Here is a 12,881-nt window from a genome sequence, read left to right as displayed (position 1 = left end):
ACTAGACCCGCCTGCCGGGTTTGGAACAAGCTGGTCTAAAGCAACCATTTCTAATTGGTCTCGTTGGATTGAATTGTTCTTCGATAGCATCTTTATCACCTCAAGCGTTATATGTATCTATTTAAAAAAGACTTATGTTTAGTTCCACGCTAAATTTAGAAGTCCTGTTGATGGAGTGGAAGGCGCGTAGACTCCTGCGGGATCAGCTGGACAGGTGAGACCCCGCCGCAGGCGCCAACGGCGACGGTGAGGCTCACCCCGCCGGCCCCGTGGAAAGCGAAGCGCCTGGAATGGAAATCAACAGCTCCATTCCAGCACCAGCAAAAAAAAGACTGTAGACAAACACGATTTCCATCGAGTTTGTCTACAGTCTGAGAGGAAGCCGTCCGGCTCCCTTTTTTTAATCCTGCTCCTAATGTGAAGCAGGAGAACCGTCCCCGTGCTTCATTTGAAGAAGGCGACGATGATGTGTTTGAGGATGTTGCGTTTGGTTTCTTGGTTGAATGGCATTTGGTTGATGGTGCTTGGTTTGGCTTTGCTGAAGAATGGGCTGTTTTCTTGCTGGATTTGTTCGGGCTTGCGGACGATGAGTTCGCTTGGTTTGGCGCCTTTGGAGATTTCGACTTTTCCGGCCTGTTCCATGCCTTTTTTGATTTTTCGTTTTTCGACTTCGCCTTTTTCGTTCAGTACATAAATGTAGTGGTTTTTCTTGCCCTTCTCGATTGCTCTTGCCGGTACGGTGGCTGCGTTAAGCACTTTGTCAGTAACGATTGTGACGTCGACATGGGCGCCTTTGATGATTTCCTCATTTTCTTCGTCAAGCTGGACTTCGAACGGGAAGTTGCTTTCCTCTTTAACGGATGGGTCCTTTTCTGGGAAGGCGGCGATCTTTGTCAGCGTTCCGGCTGCCTTTTTCTTGATCAAATCAGATTTTATATAGGCTTCCATGCCTTCCTCTACCTTTTTGAGGTCCCTTTCGGTAAAAGTCCCTTCTACCTTCGGCTTGTCACTGATGATTGTGACGATTGGATTTTTCAGGTCATAATTGATCTTTTTGACCGTTCCGTCCACGTCGCTGTTGATGCCCAGCTGATCGCCGCTATTATGGGATCTAATCGTTTCATCGTATTTTTGGATTTCCGCCATGATCCGGCCTTTCTCCAGCTGCTTGTCGTAGATTTCTTTTTCTATCGAAACCTTGACAAGTTCATTGGAAGAAGAACCTGAATCGATTGTCCCGTCTCCTGTTACCGGGGTGCTGCTATCTGATGTCGAAGAGGAAACGGACTGGAGATATAGGAGCTGCTGGATTTGTTCATCGATTAGCGTGGCCTCCCTGACAAGCTGGCTTTTTTCCACTTCGAGCTTGGTCTTGTCCGTTGCTACATTTTCAGATGCATACTCGTAGAGCGGGCTGCCGCTGTTGACTTGATCCCCTTCTTTGACAAGGAATTTCTTGAAGCCTCCAGGATTGTCATTGTAATAAACGTAATGCTCTTCCGCAGGCGTGACCACCCCGGAAGCTTTCAGCGTTTCTGTCAACTTCTCCTTGCCGATTGCTTCCCATTTAGTGATATACGAGGAACGGACGGCTTTGCTGTCGTCCTTCAGGGCCAGGTATAAATTAGCCGAAACAAAAAGAATTCCTGCTGATAAAAGAATAGCTGTTTTCTTTTTCATCGCTTACACCCCTCTTACAAAATCTTCTCAAATTGAATAAATGAAAACAGCGCGGCAAAGATCCAAATGATCAGATTGATGCCGAGGACCATCGAAAGGATGATTCTTGGGGATTTCTCGGTCAGCATCTTCAAATACTTGTATTCTATGAAAATCGCCCAAATTTTAAACAGTGTGATGGATGCAAAAAAGTAGATGAGGAAATCATTCCCGGTCAGGTACTGGGCGATGATGCCAAGCGAGAACGGCGATGAAACCTGCGTCAATCCAAGCAAGAGAGCGAGCGGGATCACAATCAATTTTTCCAAAAGGAAGATAGGCAGCACAAACAATTGGACAGAAACAAGCTTCTTCAGATCAAGGTCTGATAATGTCCAGAAGAACAAGGCTGGCAGAAAAATCATCACAGCGCCGAACACAAGGCCGAGCAATGTTTGCCCTCCCATGAACAGGAGCTTATGCATTTCATATTCATCCCGGGAGATCGCTGTCAGTTTTTTCGATAGGTATTCCGATCCTATGCCAAAATAGGCGCTGAACCCAAAGACGAGCCCGCTCAGCAGGATCAAGAGCGTTGCTTTTTTCCATACGCCGGCGACTTCCTCGGAATCTCTCAATTTATATGTATAATTTGGATACTGAAACAGCCCGCGAAGCACTTCTACTCTATTATCCATTGCCAGTCCCCCATGAATGTTGTTACCTCTATTTTATACGAAATATAGAAGATATTGAAATTATAACCAGCAGTTTTTATCAAACAGTTTTCTGTGTTTTTATCTGGTACAAGCATCCCCACTCCTCGAAGAGCGGATTTTTGGGTATAATAAAAGAATATGTTTTTTTAATTTTATCACCATTACGGAGCCGTGGATGTCGTTTTTAGGCGATGGTTATGAACAATCCATGACTTTTCAATATGTGGATAGGAAAAATCGAACGGTGAACGGGGGAACGATTGTGGCTGTCATACCGGAGAACCAGGCACCCATATTAAAAGCAGCTGCCGCAAAATTGAATAAGATGTTGAAGCCAGAGGCCGAGGAGGATGCGCGACTTGTCCAGAAGGGACTGATGCTGTACCGGCAAGGGACGGTCCATCATCTGAAATATATGGTGAATTCGATTTGGGCAACGGTCCAGGACGTAACGCCTGTCCGCGTCTATGTAAGTGCGGCGGACCCGGAGGAAAGCAGCTGTACCTGTCCGGCTGATTCATTTTGCCGCCACCGGGTGGCCGCGTTCTTCCAGGCGTATGCCGAGGTTGGCAGTGTTTCTGGCTGGGTCGAGGAATGGCGCCGTCCGGCGAAGGAGCAGCTGAGCGCGGAACAGTGGGGGCTGCAAAGGGCGAAGGACCTGGTGAAGAAGTCCTCCCGCAGCAGCCATAATTACGAGGAGTGGAAGGCTTCTTTTTCCGAAAGCTTCCGGGAAATCATGAAGGGCCAGGGGCCACCGAAGCCTTATATCGTTCCAGGGCTGTTCCGCACCTACCTCCGCCGTGTCGAGGCGACTGCTCCGATTGAGCCGATCTGGAAGAATCTATATATGATGGCAGCAGCGGTGTCTTCCTTCCATTTGCTTTCGCGGCTGGCCGCTGAACTGGAGCATCCCGAGGAGACGCTGGAGCGATACTATCAGCCGCTGTTCGAGGATCTCTTCCATGATGCCGAGGATTATGTAGATCGCCTCGCGTTCAGGTCCCTTCCATTCTCGTTTGATGGCTTCATCGAGAAAATGAAGAATGACTCTGTCGGACTGACGGCACCTGGTTTGGCAGGCGGCTATGAACGGATCGACCTGTATCGCCTGCTGTGGGAAAAATTATTCAAAAACCAGGACTGGCGTGAGGAGGAGCTGGAACGGCTGGAAGCATTCGGTGATGGAAAGCGGGATATCATCGAGGAAATCGCCCTTGTCCATCAGCTTATTTTAGCAAAACGGGACCAGGAAGCAGTGAGGAGATTCGCCTCGCTTCCCGCTGAAACGCTGCCGTTCTTGTTTTATTGGATTGAAGGCTTCCAGCTGCAGCGGGAGTGGAGCCGAATGGCACCGTTTATTGAATACACGGTCCAGCAGCTCCGCCAATACTTGAAGCACCTCGGTGACTATTACACTGCAAAAAAATTCACCCGCTTCGCCCTGAAGCTGATTGGAGCCTATACAAACGAAACTGGCCGCAGCGAGCTGTATGACCGGGCACTGGCCCAGACCATGCCATACAGTTTCTATGAATACGAGGAATCGCTATTCGATAAGGGCCAGTACGAGCAATGGAGCGAGCTGCAATCCTACTTCGGATTTGAGTACAATTCGATCGCAAACGACCGGATCAAGGTGCTCCAAAAGGAAGCACCCGAGGTCCTGATCCCTCTGTACCACCAGATGATCGCTGACCTCATCAGGATGAAAAACCGCAGCAGCTACCGCCAGGCAGCCCGCCTGCTGAAAAAGCTGCGGACCATTTATAAAAAATTGAAACGCCTCCCTGAATGGGAAGCATTCTTCGATCAATTGCTGGCAAGAACAAAACGGCTGCGCGCCTTCCATGAAGAATGCCAGCGCAGCAAGCTGATTGAAGTGGAATAAAGGCTGGACTGGCGCCTGGCCTTAGGTGTAACCAGGCTTTTATTGAGTGTGGGACTGGGTACTCACGAGCTTTTAGCAAGTGTCGGAATGTTCCTGATGAGCTTTAATTGATTGGGGACTTTCCGTTGATGAAGCGATGCTTTTTTGAATGGGATACTCTTGGAGTGGCGCTTTTAGACGTGTGCAAGAATTCAATGAAGCAATGCTTTTAGCGAGTGGGAGGATTCCCTGAAGCTGCGCTTTTGACGAATGGGATGTGGGTCCGTTATGAAGCGGTGCTTTTATCCAATGGGAAGGTTACCGGGCCGGACTTCTTGCCACTGCATTGCTGCGGTAAAGCTTGAACTTGCTGGTGCTCAGGTACCTTTTCTATCAAGGAGGTGTGGACCATGCTTGAGATTAAGCAGATCATGATAAATGTCTGGCCGGTTGCGGATGGCCGTTATTTTTTGTATGGCCAGGATTTCGATGGTGATGACTTGAATTTGGCTGAGTGGCGGAAGCTGTTGTTTTTCCGCCATAAGGAAAGCTTTTACGGGACAATGGTCGATGATGATAAGTGGGCTGGAATGGAAGGCGTGACCGTTAGTGCTTGGCAGCTTGTGACCTTGTTTGGGGAGGAAAGCTTCAACCGTCTTGTTGAGTGGGAATGGGATGAAGCTGGGGACATATGTTTGTCGACTGCCCACGCGATTCTGGATGCGATTAACGCAAGGGAATGGCATCCTGATTTTTCCCAGCTTGATAGCGAGGAGTTCCGCTGGGCCCTGCCTGCGAGCGTGCTTGCGGAATTCCATCAGCCGTTCTGGGAGGAAAAAATCAAGGTGAAGAATGAGGATGTGACCGTCCGTGATTTTGTAGCGGATTTGTTCCATCAGGCCCTTGAGGCGTATTTCCATGAAAATGAGACAATGAGATACCTGCTTGGCGACAAGCTTGATGTCCTGCGGAAAAAGCAGCTTTCTCCCCAGCAGCTGGCCGCTTACTTTGACGAGGACCGCTGGCTTGAGTGGCTTGGCCTGCGTGAAAATCCGGCGCCATTCACGATTGGCCTCCATCTCGAAGAGCCTGAGGATGGCTTTGGTGACTGGAATCTCGGGTTATTTTTACGGAGCAAACAGGACCCTGCAATGCTGGCGGATGCCCGTGACTATGGGAGCTATCCTGCCGGCTGGGATGATTTCAGCGATAGGGTCGAGCAGGAAGAAAGCAGGCTTGCCGCCATTTTCCCCTGGCTTGAAGACGATGGGCGGCTGAAATCGAACCTGAGCGAAGATGAGGCATGGATGTTCTTGACCGAGGCAAGCGAAACGTTGATCGCGCTCGGAATCGAAATTCTTCTTCCTTCATGGTGGGAAGCGGTCAAGCATGCGAACCTGAAGGTAAAAGCCCGTTTGAAAAACCAGACTGGCTACCGGCGTTCGTTTGTCGGCTTGAATGCGATGCTTGATTATGACTGGCGCTTTTCAATGAATGGAGTCGACCTCAGCGAGGAGGAGTTCCAGCGCCTCGTCAATGAAAAGCGGCGGCTTGTCTATTTGAAGGGCCGCTGGATCAAGCTTGACCACAGCTTTATCCGCCAAATCCAGGATTTGATGAAGAAAGCCGACCAGGAAGGGCTGCATATCCGCGATTTGCTGCAGCAGGAGCTTACGGAGGAGAATGGTGAAGATGGCGAGGAGCTTGACGATCCGCGGGTGTTCGCAAAAATCCAGATCGAGCTGAACCGACACTGGAAGCAGATGATGAAGCAGTTGTCAGAAACAAAGGAAATCCCGGAGTCTCCGGTGCCTGCTGGACTGGCCGGCGAGCTGCGCCCGTACCAGAAGCTCGGGATGGATTGGCTCATGTTCCTGCGCAAGTATGGATTCGGCGCCCTGCTTGCCGATGATATGGGGCTGGGGAAAACAATCCAGCTGATTTCTTACCTGCTGGCTGTAAAAGAACAGGAAGGCGATGGGCATCCGGCGCTGATTATCTGCCCTACGTCGGTTCTTGGCAACTGGCAAAAGGAGATCGAACGGTTTGCGCCCGGTATGAAGGTCCATCTGCATTACGGGTCTTCCCGCCTGAAGGGGGAGGAATTCACCTCCGCCGCGATGGATGCTGATATCGTATTAACTTCGTATGGTTTGACGCACCTCGATTTTGAGGAGCTTGACAATGTTGAATGGAGCAGTGTCGCGATCGATGAAGCGCAGAACATCAAGAATGCGAATACGAAGCAATCGCGCGCGGTCCGCAAGCTGAAAGGCAAGCACCATATCGCGCTGACGGGAACGCCGATGGAAAACCGCCTGTCCGAGCTATGGTCGATTTTCGATTTTACGAACCGCGGCTATCTTGGCAGTGCCGGCCAGTTCCAAAAGCAATTCATCCTGCCGATCGAAAAAGAAGAGAAGAAGGAAAAAATCGGACAGCTGCAGGCGCTGATCAAGCCATTCCTGTTGCGACGGACGAAGAAGGATGAGGATGTCGCATTGAATCTGCCGGACAAGGTCGAGCAGAAGGAATACTGTCCTCTTACGGCGGAGCAGGCTTCGCTTTATGAGCAGCTCGTCAAGGACACCTTCGCGCAGATTGAAACATTATCTGGCTTTGAACGCAAAGGATTGATCCTGCAGCTGTTGAGCAGGCTGAAACAGCTGTGCAACCACCCTGCTCTTTACTTGAAAGAAGACAATCCAAAGCATCTGATCGACCGGTCCGCAAAGATGGAAAAAATGGCCGAGCTTGTTGGCGCTGTCCTTGATCAGGAGGAAAGCTGCATTATTTTTACCCAGTACATTGGCATGGGGGAAATGATCCAGACAGCGCTGAAAAAAGAATTCGGCATCGACGTCCCTTTCCTGAATGGCAGCCTGCCGAAGATGAAGCGCGATGAGCTGATTATGAGGTTCCAAAACCGTGAATTCCCTGTGTTCCTGTTGTCGCTGAAGGCTGGCGGAACCGGGCTGAACCTGACGGCAGCCAACCACGTTGTCCACTATGACCGCTGGTGGAACCCTGCGGTCGAGAACCAGGCAACTGACCGCGCCTACCGGATTGGGCAGAGCCGGTTCGTTCATGTTCACAAGCTGATCAGCACGGGTACTTTAGAGGAAAAAATCGATGCGATGCTCGAGAAAAAGCAGTCGCTGAACGACCAGATCATCCAGAGCGACAGCTGGATCACCGAGCTGTCGACTGAGGAATTGCATGAACTAGTATTTTTATCTTAAGGATAGGGCAGTGCCCCATGGGAAACGCGCCACATTTGGATGTTGAACATTCGTGGCGGCGCAGCCCATTGGGTGCTGCTTTTTTGTTTGAGTTGGGTTTTGTGAAGATTTTTTGATTGGGGGCGATTTCCATTTTAATCCAAGTCGCTGGATTAATCTGCTTTCGCGCTAGATTATTGCCGATTTCCGCTAGATTAATACGGTTCTGGCTGGATATTGCGGGTTCCCGCTGAATTACTGACGATATCCGCTAAATTGCTATTCGTATCCATTAATTTGTTGCTGGTGCCGGAATTTATTGCTGATTTCCGTTAATTTATTGCTCGAATTCGCTAAATCGCTAACCACATCCACTACACAATCTATAAAAACGCTAAATTCACCTCGGAAAGCATAAATTTTCTTCAGATTCCCCCACTTGATTTCAAGAGGCGTAAAATTTTTTGTCAGGAACGCTAGTCTAGCTTTTTCATCAACGGAAGCACACAAAAAAACCGGCTTATGGACCAAGCCGGCGTCTAAGTTTGAGGGTATATTGGAGATTGGGTATTGATTCTCTCTCTTGAAGTCTTCTTAAGAGGCTTTTTTCGAGGTGAGATTGTTAGTGTTTATGTTTTGGAATAGTCTTTTCTGCGGAAGCCGGAGGTGGGGTTGGGTGGTTCGGCGATGAAGGAATAGACGCGGTTGATTCTTTGTTCTTTGTGTGCGAGTTCGAGCTGGTGTATGCGTTTCATTAGTTCGTCGACCTTTTCATTTGTTTTTCCGGTCATTTTGATCAGGCTGACGAGCAGCTTTTCGAGCGATTCGCTTTCATTAGGCAAAGGGCAGTTCCTCCCTTTCTTCTGCCGGAGGGGTAGGATGCTCGCTTCCCTTCGGTTCAAAGGATTCCTTTTGTGGCTTCGAACTCAAGAAGCGCACACCTTCTGCGACCACTTCGGTGACGTAGACACGTCGCCCTTCCTGGTTTTCGTAATTCCTTGTCTGGATCCGGCCTGTCACACCGATAACCGATCCTTTCCTGCAGTAATTGACCGTGTTCTCTGCTGTCTTGTTCCATAATGTGCAATGGACAAAGTCAGCTTCGATTTCACCGTGCTGATTCTTATAGTGCCTGTTGACTGCAAGCGTGACATTCGATACGGCCTTGCCATCGGGCGTCCATTTCAGCTCGGGGTCCCTTGTCAGTCTCCCGACAAGTGTTACTTGATTGATCACCTTCTCAACTCCTTTCTACTTACACGCCCATTATATTCCTGCTTCATCCCCGCTGCAAAATGGCAAAATTAAACATTCCAGCAGGCAAACTGGCTGCTAGCGGAGATTTTTCAATTTGTAATTCAGTTTTAATCCGGCATCAGGAGACAAAATTCATTTTTGCTCATTGGCTGTATTTTTTTCGACAAAAATAGCAGCTGTTCGTTTTCTGGTGACTCTATGTTATAATTTGGACAAGTCATGCGGGAGGTGATGGACGATGAAGACGTTTAAATTGATTTCAATCCAGATTGTTGAAGATGACGCTTTAGTGGACATTGAAATGGAAGATGGCCTGATCATCAATAAGGAAGATGAAAATAGAACGTGGCTTGTTGAGGTATTTACCGACCAAAAGTATATCCCTTACTTTCAAGAGGCCTATGATAATGATAAGGAAATTGTCGTGCAGGTCGTCATCACGAAAAAGGAAAACGATCCCGCTGCTTTCAAAACCAAAGTGTGCGCAGTGAAGGAGCTTAAAAACAACCATGTGAGCATCCTGCTTACCGGGCATCTGACAAAGCCTAGGGGCGATTATCCTGAGTTGCTGCTGGAACATTTGATAGAGCAGGGCTTGACTGGCGAGCAGCTTTTAGATGAATTCAAGGAGAAGATGGTTTCGCGCCCGAAAGTACCAGTTGCGAAAAAAATATAGAACCGGCTCCAGCTATTCGGCTGGGGTTTTTTATTTAAAAGAAATTGGGCAGGAATGGCTCCTGCCCTTTTGTCCTACCTGTCTTTATTGTCTTCGTCGTTCATGTCAAGCCTGTCTTCGACTGGGTCTTCCCCTGGTGTGTTGTCATCCTCCATCAAGTCGCCGTCGTTATCCGTGTTGATGTCATTGTTGTCGTTGTTGTTATCGTCGATTATGCCGTCGTCATCGACATTTCCGTTGTTGTCATTATTATTGTCATTGAAGTTATCATTGTCTGCTGGATTATCGATGTTATTATTGTCGTTCGGCGGCGGCTCTTGATTGTCATTGGCGCATCCAGCAAGGAACATCGCAGACAGCAACGATCCACAAATGAGCATCATCAGCTTTTTCTTCATAAAAAAAGCCCCTTTCTGTTGGAAAAATTTTTAAGACCTGTTGCATGGTCTGCTGTTATGTTGCCCATCAATGTAAAAAACTTGCATGACAATGAAATTAATTTTGTATTTTTTGTCATTTAAAGAGGGGACTGAATCCTCCCAGGCAGCCGCCGAAGACATCGAAAAGCCGAACCATACAACCGGTTCGGCTCGTCAATTATTTTATTGCAAATGTGATTTCGGCTTCGCAGGCGACTTCGCCTTCAACGGTGGCGATCGCTTTACCTTTCCCGATTGGCCCTCTCAGCCTGGTCATTTCAACCTCTAGCCGAAGCTGGTCCCCCGGTTTCACCTGCCTTTTAAAACGGCAGTTGTCAATTCCGGCGAAGAAGCCGATCTTCCCGCGATTTTCTTCAAGCTTCAGGACGGCAACGGCCCCAACCTGCGCAAGGGCTTCAACAATCAGCACGCCTGGCATGACGGGATATTCCGGGAAATGACCGTTAAAGAACTCTTCATTGGCCGAAACGTTTTTAATGCCAACAGCTCTTTTGCCTTCTTCGATTTCGAGAATTTTATCAACGAGCAGGAATGGATAACGGTGGGGAATGATTTCTTTGATTTGGGTGATATCAAGCATCTTTTTAGTACCTCCTATTAATATTAGGTGCTTAATACCATTGTACTAAAAAGCGCAAACAAAAAGGAAGAAAAATATTCTTCCTTTGTTACTTCCTATCGTTGCAGCCACTCGGATTCGCTTTATGCCGATTCCAGGCTTTTTTGTAGGATTGCTGTATTTTTGATTCCGCCCCAGCACGTTTCGAGACTTTTTTTGAATGCTGCATGAACTATCACCGGGCGTCCACTGGTCGTAAATCGCCATGTTATCCCTATTAAAAAGAGGAAGAGCGGCCCCTTCCTCTAATCTAACATCTATTCTTTATCAACCAGATCTATAATATGGGTCCATGTTGATTTTTCAAATACATCTTTTGCTTTCCCGCCGCCCATCACGGCGTAGCCAAACATCGCTCCTAACACGATGCTTGCTCCGAGAAGGAGAATGACAATGATAATCCGAAGCCAGATCGGAATAAGGCGAACCCGGATTCTTTTCTTTTTTTCGCGCGACTGTTTCTCTTCTTTTACCTGGTCACGCGTCAATGCTTCTTGATTATTCTTGTTCAACGTCATTTCTTTCTTCCCTTCTTACCTGATTCCGTTCACCAGCCCGAGCATTTGGTCGGCAAGGGTGATGGACTTGGCGTGGAACTGGTATCCGCGCTGGACATTGATCAAGTCCGTCATTTCTTTGCTCATGTCAACATTGGATTGCTCGAGTGAACCCTGCTGGACCGAGATACGGTTCCTCTGAGGGCCCGTCAGCTGTGTTAATATCTGCTCTTCCGTTACCCCCAGGTCGGCCAGATTGTCAGGCAGCCCGAGGAGGTTCCCGCCTTTTTGCTCCAAAAATTGCGGTTTCTCTACTAATACTACACTAAGATTCACTGTCTGTGTTGTACCATTATAAAATTCAGCCGTGAATTGGCCAGTTTCGTTGATTTTGATGGTTTTTACGTTGCCAGCTATCGTGATCGGCTGTCCGCTTTCATTCAGGATTGCATGGCCATCGCTGTTGACAAGCATGGTTTCATTTTCCGAAACGGGAGATAAATAAAGCGCGCCATTCCTTGTCAGCCTCATATCGGTACCGCCTTTTTCATTTGGTACCATCACACGGTAAAACTGGCCCTCTGCCGTAAAAGCCGTATCAAGGTCGCGCCCCGTTGATTTGAGGCTTCCCTGCGCCAAATTCATTTGTACCTGTCCAAGCCTTGCACCTGTTCCCTGTCGGATATAAAAAGGGGTCATCCGGTTTTGCGGTTCGAGCCGGTCAATCGGCTGGTTGCGGAACTCCTGTACAAGCAAATCCGTGAAGGATGCCTCGCGCCGCTTGTAGCCAGCTGTATCGATATTGGCCAGGTTATGGCTGATGATGTCCATCTGCTTTTGCAGCTGGGACAATGTATTGGTTGCTGTAATCATTGTTCTGTTCATTTTATCCCTCAATCCCAGGACTGGGTCCTTGAATAGTGATCATCCAAAATGCGGGAGTCATTTTTCAACTAGCTTTTAGAGCCTGCCGATTTCATTCGCTGCTTTATCCATGCTGCGGTCGTATGCCTGGAGGATTTTCTGGTTGGCCTCGAAAGCTCGGTAAGCCGTCATCATATCGGTCATCGTCTTGCTGACATCGACATTCGATTGCTCAAGAAAACCTTGCTGCATCCTGAATCGCACGCCTGCTGCTTCGAAGGCATTCGGAAGCGGGGCGTTGTCTTCCGTCCGGAACAGGCCGTCGCCTTCTTTCTTCAATCGTAACGGATTGTTCGCAAAGCCGATTCCTAGAACCGCCCTTTCCCCTTTTTCTCCAGTCAGGACGCCGCCCTCACTGATGGTAAAACGGTCGCTTGAAAGCTGGATCCGATTCCCGGCTGTGTCGAGGATATAATGGCCGCTGCCTGTTGTTAAGAATCCCTGGCCATCGACGGTTAAATTCCCGTTCCGGGTATAGCCGGTCCCGCCATCAGGGTGACGGACAGTGAAGAACACCGAGCCATTTTCCGGCATTGTGATATCAAGAAGGGCAACGTCCGACTGCCTTCCTGTTTCACGCAAATCGCCCTGGATGAATTTCGGAATCGCTTCCTGCAGGTATACTCCTGTATTGATCCTGCCAACTTCTTTGTTGAACGGCAGGGTTAAGCCGTTTTCAGTCGGGACCCGCTCCTTATCGAAACGCTGGAGCAGCATTTCAGGGAAGGCTCTCATTGCGGCCTGGTCGGCTTTGTATCCCGGTGTATTTGCATTCGACATATTGTTTGTCAGCATCTCCGTCCTACGCTGCTGGGCGTACATTCCGGAAGCTGCTGTATAAAAACCTTTGAACATGTTTCCACCTCACTGGAAAACGAATAGGAAAATTTTTCACTACTCACTATTATAGAAAATATATCGGCTAGAAACATTAAATTTTTGCAGGAAAATGTAGGATTTTAAGTTTTATTTTCGAAAAAACGGGTATTTAACAAAAAAATC

Annotated in this window: 12 protein-coding genes; 3 read left to right on the top strand and 9 right to left on the bottom strand. The window is 48.5% G+C overall.

What is annotated here, in order from left to right; genetic code table 11:
* Nucleotides 1-444: 444 nt before the first annotated feature.
* A complete protein-coding gene (locus tag JJQ88_RS04160) occupies nucleotides 445-1,680 on the bottom strand; it encodes an efflux RND transporter periplasmic adaptor subunit (protein WP_210364476.1) in 1,236 nt (411 codons plus the stop codon).
* A 14-nt stretch (nucleotides 1,681-1,694) separates the two neighbouring features.
* The gene (locus JJQ88_RS04155) at nucleotides 1,695-2,357 is read right to left on the bottom strand and encodes a hypothetical protein (protein WP_210364475.1); all 663 of its coding nucleotides are present in this window, start codon (nucleotides 2,355-2,357) and stop codon (nucleotides 1,695-1,697) included.
* Nucleotides 2,358-2,553: 196 nt separating this feature from the next.
* Between JJQ88_RS04155 and JJQ88_RS04150 the strand changes: the two genes are divergently transcribed.
* Together JJQ88_RS04150 and JJQ88_RS04145 are read left to right on the top strand one after the other, a co-directional pair.
* On the top strand, nucleotides 2,554-4,266 hold the full coding sequence (locus tag JJQ88_RS04150) for an SWIM zinc finger family protein (protein WP_210364474.1): 1,713 nt from the start codon (nucleotides 2,554-2,556) through the stop codon (nucleotides 4,264-4,266).
* Between the two features lie 389 nt (nucleotides 4,267-4,655).
* The gene (locus JJQ88_RS04145; protein WP_210364473.1) at nucleotides 4,656-7,487 is read left to right on the top strand and encodes a DEAD/DEAH box helicase; all 2,832 of its coding nucleotides are present in this window, start codon (nucleotides 4,656-4,658) and stop codon (nucleotides 7,485-7,487) included.
* Between the two features lie 608 nt (nucleotides 7,488-8,095).
* Here the strand turns inward: JJQ88_RS04145 and JJQ88_RS04140 are convergent.
* A complete protein-coding gene (locus tag JJQ88_RS04140) occupies nucleotides 8,096-8,308 on the bottom strand; it encodes a hypothetical protein (protein WP_210364527.1) in 213 nt (70 codons plus the stop codon).
* Entirely contained in the window at nucleotides 8,301-8,702 is a 402-nt protein-coding gene (ssb, locus tag JJQ88_RS04135; protein ID WP_210364472.1) for a single-stranded DNA-binding protein, read from the bottom strand. The genes JJQ88_RS04140 and ssb overlap by 8 nt, the downstream gene beginning before the upstream one ends.
* A gap of 259 nt (nucleotides 8,703-8,961) precedes the next feature.
* Between ssb and JJQ88_RS04130 the strand changes: the two genes are divergently transcribed.
* Complete coding sequence (locus JJQ88_RS04130; RefSeq protein WP_210364471.1) at nucleotides 8,962-9,399, top strand: YwpF family protein; 438 nt, start codon at nucleotides 8,962-8,964, stop codon at nucleotides 9,397-9,399.
* Nucleotides 9,400-9,473: 74 nt separating this feature from the next.
* Here the strand turns inward: JJQ88_RS04130 and JJQ88_RS04125 are convergent, their stop codons facing one another.
* The 5 genes from JJQ88_RS04125 to JJQ88_RS04105 all read right to left on the bottom strand — a co-directional run bounded on the left by JJQ88_RS04125 (nucleotide 9,474) and on the right by JJQ88_RS04105 (nucleotide 12,734).
* Nucleotides 9,474-9,797 carry a hypothetical protein gene (locus JJQ88_RS04125; protein ID WP_210364470.1) on the bottom strand — a complete coding sequence of 108 codons (324 nt, stop codon included), beginning with the start codon at nucleotides 9,795-9,797 and terminating at the stop codon, nucleotides 9,474-9,476.
* 199 nt (nucleotides 9,798-9,996) lie between these two features.
* Nucleotides 9,997-10,419: a 3-hydroxyacyl-ACP dehydratase FabZ gene (fabZ, locus tag JJQ88_RS04120; protein WP_210364469.1), complete on the bottom strand. Its 423-nt coding sequence runs from the start codon at nucleotides 10,417-10,419 to the stop codon at nucleotides 9,997-9,999.
* Nucleotides 10,420-10,715: 296 nt separating this feature from the next.
* Nucleotides 10,716-10,976 (bottom strand): DNA-directed RNA polymerase subunit beta, encoded by a 261-nt coding sequence (locus JJQ88_RS04115; RefSeq protein WP_210364468.1) that lies wholly within the window; start codon nucleotides 10,974-10,976, stop codon nucleotides 10,716-10,718.
* 15 nt (nucleotides 10,977-10,991) lie between these two features.
* Nucleotides 10,992-11,840, bottom strand: coding sequence for a flagellar hook-basal body protein (locus JJQ88_RS04110; RefSeq protein ID WP_210364467.1), 849 nt, complete (start codon nucleotides 11,838-11,840; stop codon nucleotides 10,992-10,994).
* Between the two features lie 75 nt (nucleotides 11,841-11,915).
* Nucleotides 11,916-12,734: a flagellar hook-basal body protein gene (locus tag JJQ88_RS04105; RefSeq protein ID WP_210364466.1), complete on the bottom strand. Its 819-nt coding sequence runs from the start codon at nucleotides 12,732-12,734 to the stop codon at nucleotides 11,916-11,918.
* Nucleotides 12,735-12,881 lie beyond the last annotated feature (147 nt).

The sequence above is a fragment of the Bacillus sp. REN3 genome (assembly GCF_017912555.1).
Lineage (GTDB): Bacteria > Bacillota > Bacilli > Bacillales > Cytobacillaceae > Mesobacillus.
The sequence above is the reverse complement of the archived record's forward strand: the minus strand, read 5'-3'. Positions and strand labels throughout refer to the sequence as shown.